Below are 17,361 nucleotides of genomic sequence, written 5' to 3'. Positions count from 1 at the left end.
TACTTTTCAAGGTTAACAGATGACAGGGTTAATTTGTTAACGCGTCTCATTAAAGATACCCCGAATAACTGATACCGTATTGCAGGTGAGCTGAATGGACAGAGAAAAGCCAGGAATTAACGGGAAGATAATCCGCGTTAAATTCCTGGCTCGGGATGCCTGATTTCCGGTCTGTTATTTTATCTGCGCTAACAGCCCTTTTGTATATGCTTCTCCCCAATGAGGCGCTATACTGCTGGCTGGCTTAAATGTGCTGAACTTTTGCAGCGCTATCTCGAATTTCTTTTTGGCTTCAGTCTTACTGCCACCGAATTGTTCCGGTGTATAGAACAGAGATTGTCCCTGCAGCATATACACTCTCGGATTCTCCTGGTTGATCTGGTTAGCCTGTGTCAATAATTCGACTGATTCCATGCCATATTTCATACCTCTGTTGGCTGGATCTACACGAATACGGGAAGACGCTATCAATGACTTGATGCAGTTTATCTCGTCATTCTTAGGACTGATTGCTTCCGCCTGCTCAATATTTACTGCTGCCTTATCTGCCAGGTCGTCTACTTTATCATTATCACGTTGCATGAATGCGCTCATTACATAGCAATAACTGGCATAATAAAAGGGCAACCACTGTGTTTTTTCTGCTGCACCGATACGCTCAAAAGTGTTACCGATCTCGAGTAATCTGTCAGGGTTAAAATTCGTGGAGTCATCCAGCATGGCAACATTTTTTGCCATAACACCCTCGTACTGGGCGCTCTGCGCCATAGATGCTGATGCAAGTCCAACGAACAGACAAATGGAAAACAAAATACGCTTCATTGTAAAAGTGTTTAAGTGTTAATTGTAGTTTATAATAACGGTTTTAGAATGGGCTATAGATTATTGATCACATCCTGCCTTCTGTCTATTCCGAAGTTCATGAACATACCGAGGTAAATGAACCGGGGAATATTAGGCACGATTTCCTGCCTCCGCAATTTATCTGATGAATAGCGGTAACCATATACCTGTCTGAAGTTCGGTGCATTGGACACTGACAGTACAAATATGGTAAATGCTTTGCGGATGGAAGTCAGGTAACTGGCGCTTAATCCGATGGAATTATAGGTCATGGTTTTTTCAGACATAAACTTGCTATCCGGCAGATTCGGGTTGTAATATGGTCTTCCTGTTGAGAAAGTATATGTAATACCTAAATTGGTGGATATAGCCGGGATATTGTATTTATATACCACGCTGAAAGTATGCTTTGCCGCGAAATCAGGCTGCACCTCGAAAGGATAGTTCAGGTAGTTACGCTTTGTATCCAGGTAAGAATAAGAGATCCAGTAATCGGTGTTTCTGATCGTTTTGCGGTCGCGCCAGAACAACTCAATACCTTTGGCGTAGCCTGTGCCCGAAGTGGTAGTATCGGGACTGGTTTTAACCAGGTCATGATATTTCTTGTAAAAGGCCTCCACTCTTAATGTGTAGTGCTTAGCCACCCACTGATAAGTAGCGATGTAATGTGTTGCCTTCATGTAACCCAGATCAGGTTTGAAACGGAGGTATTGCTGTTCCGGCTTCTGATAAAAATCGCCGTAAGCGAGAGATACCTGGCTTAAGCCTGTCAGTTTATAAGCCAACGATACACGGGGCGCCACATTTGCTTTATCCAGTCTGGAAGAGTATTCCATTCTGCCACCAAAGCGGCCTACCAATCGTGGCGTAACATAAATATCACCTTCCACGAAACCGGCAGCATAGTTGTCGGCATAGTTGGCCGGCCAGTTATTAAAGGCAGACTTTTCCACTGCATACTGATATTCTCCTCCGAAACGCAGCAGGGAATATTGTCCCAGGCCTTTTGTCAGCATGGCTTTTACCTGTGCCAGTTCTGACTGGTTCTTTACTTTGGCAGGCTCACTCTTATTCAGTGTGTCCAGGTCAATCTTATCAACATTCACGCTGTAAGAGAGGCCCGCATTGAACTTCCAATCATTGCCCAGGCTTTCTTTGTATGTCAGGTTGGTATAGATATTATGGTTCCTCAATTCAAACTGCTCATCATAACCCGGATGCTCCAGGCTGGGACGGATAGTACCCATATGGGTCCTGTTACCGTATCCATAGAACTTAAGCATACCAGTTTTTGAAGTCTTTCTCCGGAAATTGGCGGAAGCGCCCATTATTTCGGGATTGGCACTGAATTTATACTTTGGCTTCAGTACATCCAGGTAGGGTCCCAGGTTGGTATAATCAGCTTCAAGACCATAGGAGCCTTTTTTATCTTTCGACAATTCTTCCAGTCCACCACTCACTCCTATCACAGAGGCGCCCAGGGAATAAGAAGAGCGCTGAGGCAGATCGGTCGATTCGAGGATCAGCGCAGAGGACAGGCCCTGACCATACTGGGCAGAATATCCACCGCTGCTGAAGGTCGTGCCTTTAAACAGGAAGGGAGAGAAACGGCCGCGGCCGGGTTGATCGGGGAGACCGGAGTAAAACGGGTTACGCACCATCATACCGTCTATGTAGGTCTGTGTTTCGTAGCCGGTACCTCCACGTACGAACAACCCTTCCCTGTCGTTCGTCTGCTGTGTACCAGGTAAGGTTTTCAGTGCATTCACGATATCAGCGCCTGCGCCGGCAGTGGTCACGATGTCAAGGGGTTTCAGTACGGTGGTCTTCCCTTCATCACTTGCTTCAAAACTTCCGGCAGTGATCGTTACCACCTTCAGATCATTGACATTATTGCGCATGATTATATTTACCTCGAGTGTCCCGTTAATGAACACTTTTTGTTCCTGAGTGGTATATCCCAACAGCGTGGCAGTGATGTACTGAACGCCTTTTACATCAGTGGTAAAGGAGAAGCTTCCGTCCGCGGTGGTGGTAGCCCCATCGTAGGTGTCTTTTACGGCAATGTTCACACCCTGCAAAGGGCGCTTTTTGCCGTCGGTAACTTTACCGGTAATGCGCTGTTGTGCCATCATGCAAACCGGTAAGAATAATGTTGCCAGAATCAGGTTGAGTTGTTTCATGGGGGATTCGATATTTAACAGAACAAAGCTACTCTGACACCCGCCCCTTTTCAATCCATAAAAGGTAAAGACAGGGAAGATTGTCGGTGAAAACAGGGGATTTGTCGGCAGGAATTGAACGCAAAGATAGGGAATAAAAAAAGCTCACCGGCGAAACCGGTGAGCTAGATAAAAAGATGTATGCTGAATTAAGCGAATCTTGGTTTCAGTTCGTTTACCAGTGTCACCATACGTTTCAGGCCGTCTTCAGGCAGGTTACCCTTTTTGAATTCGCCCAGCACTTCTGGCAGGCGTACTTCCATTTCGTGCAGGAAAGCCTCTTCGAATGCTTTTACATTCTTCACAGGCACTTCACGCAGCAAACCGTTGGTACCCAGGTAGATCATTGCGACCTGTTTTTCCACGGAGTATGGAGCGAACTGGGCCTGTTTCAGGATCTCCACGTTACGCGCACCTTTATCCAGTACTACTTTGGTAGCAGCATCCAGGTCACCACCGAATTTGGAGAACGCTTCCATTTCACGGTATTGCGCCTGGTCCAGTTTCAGGGTACCGGCTACTTTCTTCATGGATTTGATCTGAGCGTTACCACCTACGCGGCTTACAGAGATACCCACGTTGATTGCAGGTCGGATACCGGCGTTGAACAGGTTGGATTCCAGGAAGATCTGACCATCAGTAATGGAGATCACATTGGTTGGGATGTATGCAGATACGTCACCGGCCTGTGTTTCAATGATAGGCAGCGCTGTCAGGGAACCACCACCTTTTACCAGGTGCCTGATAGATTCTGGCAGGTCGTTCATCTGTTTAGCGATTTCATCCTTGCTGATCACTTTCGCAGCACGTTCCAGTAAGCGGGAGTGCAGGTAGAATACGTCACCAGGATAAGCCTCACGGCCAGGAGGACGACGCAGCAGCAGGGACACTTCACGGTAAGCAACGGCCTGTTTGGACAGATCATCATAGATGATCAGCGCAGGACGACCGGTGTCACGGAAGAATTCACCGATAGCAGCACCGGCAAACGGAGCGTAGAACTGCAGAGGAGCCGGATCGGAAGCAGAAGCTGCAACGATGGTAGTGTAAGCCATAGCGCCGGCTTCCTGCAGGGTTTTCATTACACCTGCAATAGTAGAGGCTTTCTGACCTACTGCTACATAGATACAATAAACTGGTTTACCAGCATCGAAGAATTCTTTCTGGTTGATGATGGTGTCGATACAGATAGCGGTCTTACCGGTCTGACGGTCACCGATCACCAGCTCACGCTGTCCACGGCCGATAGGGATCATGGCATCGATAGCCTTGATACCGGTCTGCAGCGGTTCTTTTACCGGTTCACGGAACAGAACGCCCGGAGCTTTACGTTCCAGCGGCATTTCATAAAGTTCACCAGTGATAGGGCCTTTACCGTCGATAGCAGCACCCAGTGTATTTACGACGCGGCCAACCATGCCTTCACCAACTTTGATGGAAGCGATCTGACCGGTACGGCGTACTTTAAAACCTTCTTTGATCTCTCCGGATTCACCCATCAATACCACACCTACGTTGTCTTCTTCCAGGTTCAAAGCGATGGCTTTTACACCATTTTCAAACTCAACCAGTTCTCCATAACCAACGTTGTTCAATCCATATATACGAGCGATACCGTCTCCTACCTGCAACACAGTACCTACCTCTTCCAGGTCGGCAGCAGCATTGAAGTTGCTTAGTTGCTGGCGTAATATCGCCGAAATTTCATCAGGTTTTATCTCCACCATAATGTATGCTTTTTATAAAAGGTCGTTAAAGTGATTAAATATAACGACAACAGCTTTGCGTGTACGCAGCGGCTGCTGTGAATTGTCTTATTTGATTGCAGGTACGTAAATGTTCTCTGCAAACTGTTTTTTGATATCATTCAGATCGCGCAGTACGGAAGCATCAAACAGCTTGTTGTCTGTTTCCAGTACAAAACCACCGATCAGGTCTGCATTTACAGCTGTTTCCAGCTTTACCTGCTTGTCTGTGCCGGCCTGTACTTTATTTTTGATCATCTCCAGAACAGCTGCATCCAGTGGAACTGCGGTCGTGATCTTCACTTTGCTGATGTTCTTTAACACATCATACTGCCTACTGAACTCCTGTGCAATTTCCGGCAGGTTGCCTTCCCTTCCCTTTGCTACCAGCAGTTTCACGAAAGCTGCGGTAATAGCGTTTGTACGGCCTTCAAAGATGGCAGCCAGGATCTGCTGTTTCTTGTCAGGCTTAACAATAGGGCTTCTCAGCAACGCAACAACGTCTGGATTGGTTTTAGACAGTTGCTGCATGAACAGCATGTCGGCATGTACCGCTTCCAGCTGCCCTTTTTCAGAGGCCAGATCTACCAGAGATTTTGCATACCGGGATGCTAAACGGGGATTCTGCATATTTATAATCTTTGGGCTTTTCAAGGGGAAAGCTACAGAGGAAAGACAATCCTGTCATCTATCTCCTGTAGCTCCCGGCTTGCCAGCCTATCTCTTTAGTTTAATTTGATTTCTCCAGCCAGTTCTTTGATGTAACCTTCCTGAGCTGTCTTGTCAGACAGTTCTTTACGTAACACCTTCTCTGCTACTTCTATCACCAGTTTACCTACTTGGTTCTTAACGTCTGTCAGAGCAGCCATTTTCTGGTTGTCGATAGCCGTATAAGCTTCGCTGATGATCTTCTTAGCTTCCAGCTGCGCCTGTGCTTTCGCCTCGCTGAGGATCTGATCTTTAGCATCTTTTGCTTCCTTCAGAATCTTACTTCTCTCAGCTTTTGCTTCTGCCAGTACGTGCTCATGTTCAGCTTTCATCTGCGCCATTTCTTCCTTCACTCTTTCCGCAGATGCAATAGCATCAGAAATAGAGGTTTCCCTTTCTTTCAACGTGGACAGAATTGGTTTCCACGCAAATTTCTTCAGGATGAGGAATACAATAATGAATATGAGTAATGAAATGAAAAACAAGCCTAACGCGGGCTGCAACAGATCCATGATTATGAATATTTATTTGGTTCGCAAGTTGATTGATAAGCAATCCGGATACACATCCTTTGTAAAACATTACTGCATCCTTTGCCCTGTGCGCCGGATGCAGTAAAAAGTTTAGCCTTACAGCACTACTGCCAACAGACCAGCGATAACGCCGAACAGGGCAACACCCTCTACCAGCGCCGCAGCCAGGATCATGTTTGCACGGATGTCGTTTGCAGCTTCTGGCTGACGAGCGATGGATTCCAGCGCGCTTTTACCGATGTTACCTACACCGATACCAGCTGCGATAGCAGCGATACCAGCACCAATAGCACCACCAGCCTTAGCCAGACCTGCTGAAGCAGCAGCAGCTGCAGCAGCTTCAGGAGCAGCCTGCAATAAAACAGTTAAAATTGCCATAATGAATGTGTATTTATATTTGATTACTAATTTGTCCTACAATAATTAATGATGCCCGTGGCCATCATGATGATCATGATGTGGCTGCTCCATGCCCTGTCCAATGAACACCGCCGTCAGGTTCGCAAAAATGAACGCCTGAATAAATGCTACCAGCAGTTCCAGCATCATCATCACGATGTTGAACAGCACAGTGATCGGTAAGAAACCATATCCTGCCGCTTTGTTCAGGGAACCGAAGATAAATACCAGGGAAATAATGCTCAGGATAATGATGTGACCAGCCAGGATATTGGCGAACAGTCGTATCATCAGAGACACCGGCTTAGTGAAGATACCAATGATCTCAACAGGTACTAAGATAGGCTTTACCCATCCCGGAACCGGTGGGTTCAGTGTATGCGCCCAGAAATGCTTATTTGCGCTGAACGTGGTTACTACGAAACTGATCAGGGCCAGGGCAAAAGTAACCGCAATGTTACCGGTCACGTTAGCAGAACCTGGCAGTAAGCCTAACAGGTTGTTTATCAATATAAAAAAGAAAATAGTCAGAATGAACGGAGCAAAACGCTCTGCATTTCCACCCGGAATGTTCGGCTTAACTACTTCATCACGGATGAAGATGATCACCGGTTCCAGGAGGCTCTGCATACCTTTTGGCGCTTTCTTGGCGCCTCTGGTGGTATAGGCTTTCGCTACACTGGTCATCAGCCAGATCAGCAGAACAGCCGCCAGGATCATGGAAGTAATGTTCTTGGTGATAGACAGATCATAGATCTCCGCTCCGGTAGGATTGTCATTGGCGTCTACCGCAATGATCCTTTCGTCAGGATATTTAGCCTCTTCCAGGCCTTTTTCCTCACGGTAATGCTTGTTTACCAGGCGATAACCATCGTGAGACTCATGGCCATGATGAAAAGCAGCAGATGAAAAGGCGGAAATTCCTTTCTCTTTGCTATAAATAATAACAGGCAGGGGAAGAGTAACATGTGTTTCTCCCAGACTGAACAAATGCCAGTCATGCGCGTCCTTTACGTGACCAAGAAGCACTTCCTTGGCATCAAAACCCTTCTTCTCCTCTTCATGAGATTCCGAAGTATTCGCAAACGTACTAAAACCGCTTATGCTAAGTGCAACAATAAGGGCTACCAGTCTATATTTGGACAGATTGTAGGAAATCACCGCTTTCTGAAATTTTGCGCAAAGATAGCAGTTTTATTATCAAAAAGGTGAGCGACTACAAAAAATATGTACAACTAAAGAGGGACCGTAAACAACGGTCCCTCGCCTTCATAACATATTGAATTATTTACTTAAATGAAACATATTTCTGCTCAGCTGCTACAATCAGATTAAAGAAATCCTTCATCTTCGGGAAGGCATCCGGTTGTATGTTGTCACGGATATTTGTTTGAAATACACGCTTGATTAACAGCTTATTAGGCGCCGTTTTCACATAAGTAAGCTCATATTTCATATCTCCGAAGCTGGCCTGAACATTACCAGGCACCTGGTCAAACGCTTTCCCTGCCGGCAACTCGATCTCCACTTCCGTGTTATAATGGTCCACATTCTCATATCTCCAGTACTCAAACGGATATTGACGGGGCTCATTGTTAAAAATGTCGGCAGTCGCTACTATATCAAGTAATGGCGGCTTCACCATATTGAGATCTCCCACACTGATCACATCATTCTTTACTGTATAGGTCGCATCCATGATCACCGTGTCCTTCAGGTTGTCCAGGTTGCTGAAAGCGAACTTCTCAAGGGTAACCGGGTTCCTGAACTGTCCGGATACAGACTCCTGCAGGTCCTTCTTCAGTTCATCCTGCGCCTTGTCGCCATAATTGCTCCTCAAACCTGAGGCCACTTCCCCATTGGCTGTCAGGATAGTATTGATGTGCAGATCGGCATTGTCCACCAGGATACGGCTCTTCCTGGTTTTTGTAACGTCAAAGTGACCGGCCGGTTCAAATAAGCGGATCACTTCCCCTGGCTTATGTTCATAAGGAATATTCAAGATCTGTGCTCCTACCAGGCTCTGTGGCATTGCGTTGAACGGCAGGTGATTATCAGTCAGTTCCAGGCTACGGTAGCTATCGCCGTCCTTATAGCGCACTATACAGTGGTTGAACTCCATGGATGGCAAGCGCATACCCTGCTGACCATTACCACGGGTGCTCACCAGCACCAGGTTAGCGTCCATACCGGCCTTACGGGCAAAAGATACAAACAGTGTGGAGAGGTCCTTGCAGTCTCCCAGGCGGGTATTCAGCGTCTTGGAGGCACGTTGCGGTACATATGCCCCCTGCCTGAAAGAAACCGAACTGTAGCTGATGTGCTGCTCGATGTAATTGTAAATACGCAGTGCCTTCTCACTGTCGCTTAAACCGGCTACCCCGTTCGGGAACACTTCCTTATAAGCGGCATTGACATCAAAGTCCTCTTTTGACTGGATACGGGTAATGTCACTATACCATTCCGCAATAAAGTCCCAGGACTTCACAGTGGACACATGTAACACCTGACCTATGTCATTGACGTTGGGACTATACCCTTCATCTTTAAAGGCAGGTATGTTACGCATCTCCCATGTATACATGCGGAAATTCTCATGCTTGCTTTCAACCGGTTTCAGGCCCTGGCTGTTTGTCAGCTCGTAGTACATCGGCAACTGGTCTGCCACTAATATGCTGTACCTGGCCATAAGTGTGGGACTGAAAGTAGAAAAGTAAAACTTGTCCCAGTATTCACGTCCCAGCCGGCCAATACCATAGTTGCTCACCTTGTAGTTCAGATACACAACATCTCCCGGTTCCAGGCGCGTATACACCACCTCATTATCGTATGTTTCCGCAGGCACTTTTGCACCACTTGCCTTCACCACTTCCGCTTTGATGATGGTCATATCCTGGTATACGCTGTTGTACGGAATACTCACTTCCTTCCAGCGTTCAAGGCCATCTTTGTTGTTGATGTAAACAGCAATATTGTTTACCTGCTCACTGGCTCCTTCCGCATACAACACCACTTTCTTCTCATTAAAAATGTAATAATAGCTCTTGGAGGTATCTTTCTTTGCTTTCAGATTTTTATTGATCTCCGCATAATAATCCTGTTGCGGAAAATAGCTAAATACATCCGGTTTGTTTTCCAGCTCCCGGATCTTTTCCCTGTAAGTGTATCCACCGGCATACAGTTGCAATGCCTGCTTATAGTATTCCAGCGCCTTTTTCTTATCGCCCATCTGCAGGTAACAGCTTGCAATATCACCCAGGGCCTGGTGCCGGTAGGGGCTGATCTGGCGTTCTATTTCCAGGTAGTATATTGCAGAATCATATTGCTGGCGGGCAAAGAAATGCGACACTAATGGTGTGTAGGTATTGACATCGTAAGGCGCAGAAGCGATGATCCGTTTCAACGTAGCCACGCCCTTTACCGGATCATTCTGCTGAAAATAGGCTTCTGCCAGCGCCTTCATCATATCATATTCATAATACTTGTCCAGGTATTTTTCCAGTACTTTCAGTCCCTCCACCGGGTCTTTCAGCATATGTTCATGATACTGGGACATAGCGGCGGCAAACTGGGGACTTTCCGGATATTTCGCATAGGCTTCTTTCAGCAGGTACACCATACTATCCACCCGTTGCAGGTATGCATTCAGATATAAGCGTTTCGCAACAGACCAAACCTTCGGACCATTTTTCGCGTCCATCTGGTTGATCATATCCATTGCCTCTGCATACTTCTTCTCTTTCTCCAGCTGATCTTCATTATTCTGCATTACCTGGTAGTTCTCAGGATCCATCTGTTTGATCTTCTCTGTCAGCTCAGCCAGGGCAGTTCTGTCGTACTGGTAAGACATGCAGTCCATGTACTGATAAAGCACCAGGGCGTTGTCCGGGTACTTTTTATACAACCCGTACATAGCCGCCTTGGCCTTATCACGCTCTTTATTGCGTGTATATACCTTGGACAACAGAATAGGATAAATGGGATCCTGCGGATATTTTGCTATCTGCGCCTTGAAATATGTTTCTGCAAAATGAGGCAACAATTTAGGTGCATCTGTATTCTTATCAGGCTGATATGATTGTACGTCATTGCTGATACTGATACCTTTCAATGGTTCATACTTTTCATCTGCCAGGCGGACAATAAAGTTCGGCATCTCATCGCTGGTATACCCTATCTGAATCAGGATACGGTTGTATCCTTTATTAAGATGGCACCGCACATTGTACTGGTCCAGTTCCGTTGCGCGTTCCTCTTCTTCAGCGATCAGCAGCTTGTCATTTACCCAGGCCTTCAATGAACCTCTGCCTCCCAGACACAGTATTGCATCCATGTCGGCATCCGCTTTCACGAAGGTTTGCGCATATCCCACCGCTGTATTGGCGGGGAACAAAGATCCTACAAATACCCAGCCCTGCTGGGTTATCAGTAAAGGTTTAAACCAGTCGATAGTAGTATTGTTGTAGGAAGAGAACCCTTTGCCCGCGGCAGGCTCTTTTACAGGACCATATTCTTTGTTGAAGCCACTGCCGCTGATGTTATCGAAAGCGCCGATAAACTGCCAGCGTTCCAGGGCTCCTATCTTCGGAAAGGCCAGTGCGGCGCTATCCATCATTTGCCCGCTGAAATAATGAAATCCTTTAAAATAGTTGGCAGCCGCTTTCAGAGATCCATGAAAACGGGGATCCGCCAGGACCCTTTCCAGGTTTGCCCGCTGTTTACCTGTTTTTACGCCATAGTCTCCCAGAATGGCATCGTTGAACCACAGGGCATATACATAGGGATTAATGTCGGTAAAAACATCCAGTGGATTGGGATATCTGTCAAGGAAACCAACGCTGTTCATTTCGTAGGCCTCCAACAGGATCAATGCCGCCATGGCATTACTCTTACGTGCAGGATCGCTTTTCAGCGCTTTCCTGAAATACTCAATTGCATGAGGTTTGTCGTTTTTATTGAGTGCGTCCCAGCCTTTGTCATAGTCCCCGGCAAAGGTAACAAACGAAAAAAGTGACAGTAGTGCACAGACAATAATAGATTTTTTAGAGCAGCTCATAAAATAGGAAGGGATTATAATTATTCACTACTCTAATGTAATGAAACTCGCTCACATAACCCCTGTCTGCTTGAATTGCATACTGTGTAACTTATGATAAAATCCACCCAGTTTCAGCAATTCTTCATGGGTTCCCATTTCCCTGATCTCGCCCTTATCCAGCACGATAATCTTATTGGCTTTGCTGATGGTGGATAATCTGTGTGCGATTATAATAGAGGTACGGTCAGATATCAGTTTGTCTATTGCTTGCTGGATCAGCATTTCCGATTCGGTATCTACGGAAGAAGTGGCCTCATCCAGGATCAGGATAGAGGGGTTATACAACAGCGCACGGACAAACGAGATGAGCTGGCGCTGCCCCAGTGACAGGGTACTTCCCCGTTCCATCACCTGGTAATCATAACCACCGGGCAGTTGCATGATGAAGTCATGCATTCCTATCAAACGGGAAGCCTGTTCTACCTGTTCTTTTGTAATAGCGGGATTACGAAGCGTTATATTCTCATACACAGAGCCAGCAAAGAGGAATACATCCTGCAGTACTACGCCTATCTTACTGCGGAGGGCTGACAATGAATATTCTTTAATATCAGTACCATCTATCAGGATCCGGCCCTTCTGTATTTCATACAGGCGGTTCAGAATACTGATGATCGTTGTTTTACCCGAACCGGTGTGCCCCACAATAGCGATGGTTTCGCCCGGACGGGCAGCAAAGTCAATATCCTTCAGCACATATTCGGCGTCTTTATACGCAAAGTAAACATGATCAAAAGTAATGGCGCCTTTCATACCGGTGGCATCCTTCGTTCCCGTATCGGCAATATGATCATCGCTGTCCATGATCCTGAACACACGCTCGCTCGCTACCATCCCCATCTGCAATGTGTTGAACTTATCAGCCAGCATGCGCAGGGGACGGAACAACATGTTCAGGTACATAATGAAAGCGATCATTACTCCCTGGGTCACCTCATAATTCAGCACCTTGTTGGCGCCCCACCATACCATCAGCCCAAGCGATATAGCCAGGATAATTTCTACAACCGGGAAGAATACAGAATAAGCAAAAATAGCATCTATGTTAGCGGCGCGATGCTCTTTATTAATCTGACGGAAACGGGCGTATTCGCGCTTTTCGCCGGTAAATGCCTGTACGATCACTACGCCGGTCAGATGCTCCTGCACAAACGCGTTCAGTGCCGATACGGCATTCCTCACACGGTAGAAGGACTTGTTCACGCTTTCCTTGAAAATATACGTCGCAATGATTAGTATGGGAAAAGGAGAAAGGCTGATCAGCGTTAGCCGCCAGTCTTCCATAAACATCACAACGAGGATCGCTATGATCATCAGCATGTCAGCTATAATTGAGATCAATCCCTCAGAGAAAACATCATTGATAGCCTCAATATCATTGATGGTCCGGGTAGTAAGGGTACCGATCGCTGTTTTGTCGAAGAAACCCAGGTTAAGATGAACGATCTTTTTATACACTGTGACACGAAGGTCTTTTATCACAGATTGTCCGAGCCAGTTGGTGAGATAGGAAAAGTAAAAGCGCATCACTGTTTCCAGCAGCAACAACAGCACCTGGACAACAGTAATAATGATCAGCATCTGCATAAGCTGACCCGCGATATATTTGTCTACTGTTAGCTGTATCAGGTATGGCCTCATAGGCGATATAACGGCAAGTAATACCGTCAGGAACATCGACATATAGAACGAGCGCCTGTATGGAACTGCAAAAGTGAATATCCTCCTTAATAAGCTAATATCAAAAACCTTCTTAACCGCTGTATTTTCCACCTTACAAAAGTATAAAGAAAAAGCCCTCCGGCAATATTGCCAGAGGGCTTTTTCTTTATTTCACAATTCGTTTATTTATCCTCTTTCATGATCTGTTTGTAGGCCTTGATAAATATAGCGCCCAGGTTCTTATGTGGTGGTACATAGTCACTGAACAGCTCCTTATTGCGGGCATCTCCTGCAAAGCGTTTGCCCAGCGCAGCCCACATCTGAACCCAGTCCACATTTTTACCACTGCGAATGGTCTCGTCCAGGGTACGGATGATCGGTTCATTAACGAAACGGGTCCCTACCTGTTTGGAAGAAATGATATGCGCCTCCGGCGATTTCTGCAGTACAATAGCCAGGTTGTGATAGCCGCCGCAGGAACCCAGTACAACGATCTTGGCTGAACTCTGCAGATTATCGAGTGTGGTATTCACATGATAACTATGACCACGGTGAATGAAAACGGTTGGATGAATGTCGTTCTCGTCCAGGTATTCGCTCAGCTTCTGAATGGCCGTTTTATCCTCAGGCTCTTCCAGCGGCAGGTTGGCGTAAATAGTCACCGGTTTGCCTTTGACAGACTGAATAGTGGCCCAGTACTTGTTCTTGGTGACCTTCCACTCACCTGCAGGGAAGTTGCTCATGAAACTTATATAAGAGTCATGCCCGTCTTTATCACCGTAGAAGAATACCTGCTGGTATACCATACCGCTATCGCTCAGTAATGCATTATAAGTCACGAAGTTAATGGGAGGCAACTGCAGTTTGGCAGCCATTTCGCTGGCTTTTGAAGAATCACTGCCTTTCTCCGTTTCTGTGTCAAACAGGCTTCCCAGCAGTTCATAGATCACAGTACCTCTTCTCTCCTTCTTGCGGGATACGAAAAGGTAATTCTTCCGCACTTCTTCCCGCAGGAAGGCCAGCAATTTTGGATCGCGGATGCTGCCAAAAGAGTTTGCTACGTCCACAGCGTCTTCCAGGTCTTCGGTCTTTTCCAGGCTGCTCACATATTTCTTCATGAGATAGTTCGCATTTTCCGGGGCCATGGATTTCAGGAAGTTGTCCAGGGTATTGAAGCCGGCGGCCATCGCAATGAACTTCTTGAACCTGTCAAATTCCACCAGCATTAGCAGACTGTCTCCACGGGGCGGTTTCATCCGCGCCATCATCTGGTCATAGATGCCTGCATTATTGTGGTTGGTATAGCTGGAGGTATACAGTTCCTCCTGGCCATTGATGATCAGGTAATAAAGTTCCTCCGGCGTAAAATCCTTTACTATACGGAAACGTACATTTGCAGGCTCTTCATGCAGGTCATTTATCTCGCGTATATAATGCAGCGAACGGGCCTGAAGGTTTTCCATCATTGCTTTGAGACCAATGATGTTTTCGCCGTTATTTTTACGATTCTGTAACTTGATAGCACTTTTTACCAGTTGTTTGAAGTACATGTCTTCATTATCAACAATGGCAGATAGCTTTTCCACGGTAGTAGTACCCGCCATCAGTTCATCGATGAAAGGCAGTATCAGGGTAGATTGCCCTGAATTACCAATCTGCACGATCAGCTGAACGATCGGGTCCTGGTTCTTTTTAATGGCAGTAGCTACCGGTGTATAAGAAGTAGCGTAAGTCAGTACCTGGTTAGGATATTTCCTGGCAACCGCGGCTATTACAGTGTCGGTGGCTGGATATTCCAGGTAGTTACCTATCTGTGACATCACAGTTTCCAGGTTATTGAAGGCATATTTTGCAAACAACACACCGCGCGCATCCTTGTAGCCGGGATTGTCGCGGAAAGGTTCTATCATCCTTTCTCCTGCGTCGAACGACAGGTTCTGTACATAAGGCAGGATGCTGGCGCCCCTGATATCGGCCTTCATCATATCGCGATAGGCCTGTACCATGGACGGCGCTTCTTCCGGCGCTATTCTCCGGTAGCTACGTTTGATATTATAATCGTGGATCATTACATACAGGCCTGAAAGATATTTGATCTTCAAACGGTGATCCAGGGCAGAATCCAGCTCTATCTGGGTCTGCATATCGTCTATCTGTTTGATCAATGCATCCGTAACCTGTAAATTGATGGTCTGGTCGTCCGATACGCGTACCAGGTCGTCTGCCTTGCCGTCAAATTTCAGGGCCGCAGCCTGTTCTTTGTCAATATTATCGTGGAAACCGATTCTTCCGATAGGTATTTCAACTTTTTGCGTTTGTGCATAGAGCAGGTCCTGCAGGGAGACCAGCATGAAGATAATAGTTATAATTCTTTTCATTAATATAAATATGCTTTACTCTTACATACTAAAGCTAGTATAGCAAATTTACTACCAAAATACCACAGCACCGCATTTCCGGCCTATTAAGCGTACTTTTAAGCCCTCAAAACCGTGAGTTTCATATGCAAACCTTTATTAGTGATATGTCGGGAAAATCATTCCCTAGTTCAGAGAAAGTACATTGCCGGAACGTTAGCAAGAACATCCTGGAGCTGGTCCGGAAAGACCATCCACATGTCACCCCCAAATCCCACCTGGCAGTTTCCGAACTCAACGAATACCGGCAAAAGTACCTGGAGCATCTGTTTGCCAGGGAGATAGGGGAACTGACCGAAATGGAAAAAATGGTCCTGGAAAAGCTGAAAGAGCATGAAACACTCACCGATAAACTGGACGGGGGAGATAATCCTGCCAACCTCTCCTACGGGCAGCGCCTGGCAGACAAAATAGCCACCTTTGGCGGCAGCTGGACCTTCATTATCATGTTCCTGGTGTTCATCCTGGTCTGGATGGGCATTAACATATACTGGCTGGCCAACAGGGCTTTCGACCCCTACCCTTTCATCCTGCTGAACCTCATTTTGTCCTGTCTTGCCGCGCTCCAGGCTCCTGTTATTATGATGAGCCAGAACAGGCAGGAGGAAAAGGACAGACAGCGGGCCAAAAATGACTACATGATCAACCTGAAATCTGAGCTGGAAGTGAGGATCCTGCATGAGAAGATAGACCATCTCATCCTCCACCAGCAGCAGGATATGATGGAAATACAGCAAACCCAGCTGGAGATGCTCAATGAAGTGAATCAGGCATTAAAAAAGATCGCCGGAAGTACTAATAATCACAAACATACAAATGGCGATCCTGCCTAATAATACTATTCTAACATCCACGTACTCAGCAAAAAATAGCGTAATTTTGTATGACCGGTATTCCTTTGCGGTTGTGCATTATGCCCGAATTAACAATTAGATAATGTTAACTTTTCATTAATAGCGGAGACTGCGTTATAATTTTGTGCCGTCTTTAAAAAGTCAATATATATGATAGACCAAGCGGTTGCAGGTAAAATCTTGGTGGTGGATGACGAGATAGATATTCTGGAAATCATCAGCTATAATCTTAAATCGGCCGGATATGACACTATTACGGCGAAAGATGGCAGCGAGGCTGTTCAGAAAGCAAAAGTATTCCGCCCCGACCTTATCATGCTGGATATCATGATGCCGAATAAAAACGGTATAGATACCTGTCGCGAGATCCGGAAGATCCCGGAATTTAAAGATACCATGGTGCTGTTCCTCACCGCACTAAATGATGAAAAATCAGAAATAGATGGTTTGAACATGGGCGCTGATGATTATATCGCTAAACCCATTAAGCCAAAATTGCTGGTAAGCCGTATCAACGCGCTTTTCCGCCGCCTGCACAAACCTGAGGATACACAGGTACAGCTGGGTGATCTGATCATTGACCGCGAAAAATTCACAGTAACCTACAAAGGTCAGGAGATCATCCTTGCAAAGAAGGAATTCGAACTGCTGCAGCTGCTGGCTTCAAAACCGGGCCGGGTATTTCTCCGCAACGAGATATTGAACCAGGTATGGGGTACAGAAGTAATTGTCGGCGACCGAACTATCGATGTACACATCCGTAAAATACGCCAGAAAATAGGTATTGACCTCATTACAACAGTGAAGGGCGTGGGCTATAAGTTTGAGATGTAAACTGCACCTGCTCACATGCTTACCATTTAACCGCTATTTCTTTCTA

12 protein-coding genes are annotated in these 17,361 nt (G+C 46.2%); 2 read left to right on the top strand and 10 right to left on the bottom strand.

The features are described 5' to 3' along the window. Positions 1 to 174: 174 nt before the first annotated feature. The 10 genes from MYF79_RS06215 to MYF79_RS06170 form a co-directional block, all read right to left on the bottom strand. Positions 175 to 822, bottom strand: a complete 648-nt coding sequence (locus MYF79_RS06215) for a hypothetical protein (protein WP_247813052.1) — start codon at positions 820 to 822, stop codon at positions 175 to 177. 53 nt (positions 823 to 875) lie between these two features. Next, positions 876 to 3,026 (bottom strand): TonB-dependent receptor, encoded by a 2,151-nt coding sequence (locus tag MYF79_RS06210; protein ID WP_247813051.1) that lies wholly within the window; start codon positions 3,024 to 3,026, stop codon positions 876 to 878. Positions 3,027 to 3,214: 188 nt separating this feature from the next. Continuing rightward, the gene (atpA, locus tag MYF79_RS06205) at positions 3,215 to 4,792 is read right to left on the bottom strand and encodes a F0F1 ATP synthase subunit alpha (protein ID WP_247813050.1); all 1,578 of its coding nucleotides are present in this window, start codon (positions 4,790 to 4,792) and stop codon (positions 3,215 to 3,217) included. A gap of 87 nt (positions 4,793 to 4,879) precedes the next feature. Beyond that, positions 4,880 to 5,440 (bottom strand): ATP synthase F1 subunit delta, encoded by a 561-nt coding sequence (gene atpH, locus MYF79_RS06200; RefSeq protein ID WP_247813049.1) that lies wholly within the window; start codon positions 5,438 to 5,440, stop codon positions 4,880 to 4,882. A gap of 95 nt (positions 5,441 to 5,535) precedes the next feature. Beyond that, on the bottom strand, positions 5,536 to 6,030 hold the full coding sequence (atpF, locus tag MYF79_RS06195; protein ID WP_247813048.1) for a F0F1 ATP synthase subunit B: 495 nt from the start codon (positions 6,028 to 6,030) through the stop codon (positions 5,536 to 5,538). Between the two features lie 117 nt (positions 6,031 to 6,147). Next, a complete protein-coding gene (atpE, locus tag MYF79_RS06190) occupies positions 6,148 to 6,429 on the bottom strand; it encodes an ATP synthase F0 subunit C (RefSeq protein WP_012788904.1) in 282 nt (93 codons plus the stop codon). A gap of 45 nt (positions 6,430 to 6,474) precedes the next feature. After that, positions 6,475 to 7,611, bottom strand: coding sequence for a F0F1 ATP synthase subunit A (atpB, locus tag MYF79_RS06185; protein ID WP_247813047.1), 1,137 nt, complete (start codon positions 7,609 to 7,611; stop codon positions 6,475 to 6,477). Between the two features lie 127 nt (positions 7,612 to 7,738). Beyond that, entirely contained in the window at positions 7,739 to 11,506 is a 3,768-nt protein-coding gene (locus MYF79_RS06180) for a DUF3857 domain-containing protein (protein ID WP_247813046.1), read from the bottom strand. A gap of 51 nt (positions 11,507 to 11,557) precedes the next feature. Beyond that, positions 11,558 to 13,231: an ABC transporter ATP-binding protein gene (locus tag MYF79_RS06175; RefSeq protein WP_247813045.1), complete on the bottom strand. Its 1,674-nt coding sequence runs from the start codon at positions 13,229 to 13,231 to the stop codon at positions 11,558 to 11,560. Between the two features lie 161 nt (positions 13,232 to 13,392). Further along, positions 13,393 to 15,588 carry a hypothetical protein gene (locus MYF79_RS06170; RefSeq protein ID WP_247813044.1) on the bottom strand — a complete coding sequence of 732 codons (2,196 nt, stop codon included), beginning with the start codon at positions 15,586 to 15,588 and terminating at the stop codon, positions 13,393 to 13,395. Positions 15,589 to 15,713: 125 nt separating this feature from the next. On the opposite strand from MYF79_RS06170, the gene MYF79_RS06165 reads away from it, so the two are divergent. Both MYF79_RS06165 and MYF79_RS06160 read left to right on the top strand, forming a co-directional pair. Continuing rightward, complete coding sequence (locus MYF79_RS06165) at positions 15,714 to 16,460, top strand: DUF1003 domain-containing protein (RefSeq protein WP_247813043.1); 747 nt, start codon at positions 15,714 to 15,716, stop codon at positions 16,458 to 16,460. A gap of 171 nt (positions 16,461 to 16,631) precedes the next feature. Then, positions 16,632 to 17,315: a response regulator transcription factor gene (locus tag MYF79_RS06160; RefSeq protein ID WP_199654833.1), complete on the top strand. Its 684-nt coding sequence runs from the start codon at positions 16,632 to 16,634 to the stop codon at positions 17,313 to 17,315. Positions 17,316 to 17,361 lie beyond the last annotated feature (46 nt).

Origin of the sequence: Chitinophaga filiformis (assembly GCF_023100805.1) — a bacterium.
Lineage (GTDB): Bacteria > Bacteroidota > Bacteroidia > Chitinophagales > Chitinophagaceae > Chitinophaga > Chitinophaga filiformis_B.
Note: the sequence above shows the minus strand (reverse complement) of the source record. Positions and strands in the feature narration are given on the sequence as shown.

Coding starts and splice junctions, on each gene's coding strand:
- MYF79_RS06215 (WP_247813052.1), bottom strand. CDS start 822: ATGAAGCGTATTTTGTTTTCCATTTGTCTGTTCGTTGGACTTGCATCA.
- MYF79_RS06210 (WP_247813051.1), bottom strand. CDS start 3,026: ATGAAACAACTCAACCTGATTCTGGCAACATTATTCTTACCGGTTTGC.
- atpA (WP_247813050.1), bottom strand. CDS start 4,792: ATGGTGGAGATAAAACCTGATGAAATTTCGGCGATATTACGCCAGCAA.
- atpH (WP_247813049.1), bottom strand. CDS start 5,440: ATGCAGAATCCCCGTTTAGCATCCCGGTATGCAAAATCTCTGGTAGAT.
- atpF (WP_247813048.1), bottom strand. CDS start 6,030: ATGGATCTGTTGCAGCCCGCGTTAGGCTTGTTTTTCATTTCATTACTC.
- atpE (WP_012788904.1), bottom strand. CDS start 6,429: ATGGCAATTTTAACTGTTTTATTGCAGGCTGCTCCTGAAGCTGCTGCA.
- MYF79_RS06180 (WP_247813046.1), bottom strand. CDS start 11,506: ATGAGCTGCTCTAAAAAATCTATTATTGTCTGTGCACTACTGTCACTT.
- MYF79_RS06175 (WP_247813045.1), bottom strand. CDS start 13,231: ATGTCGATGTTCCTGACGGTATTACTTGCCGTTATATCGCCTATGAGG.
- MYF79_RS06170 (WP_247813044.1), bottom strand. CDS start 15,588: ATGAAAAGAATTATAACTATTATCTTCATGCTGGTCTCCCTGCAGGAC.
- MYF79_RS06165 (WP_247813043.1), top strand. CDS start 15,714: ATGCAAACCTTTATTAGTGATATGTCGGGAAAATCATTCCCTAGTTCA.
- MYF79_RS06160 (WP_199654833.1), top strand. CDS start 16,632: ATGATAGACCAAGCGGTTGCAGGTAAAATCTTGGTGGTGGATGACGAG.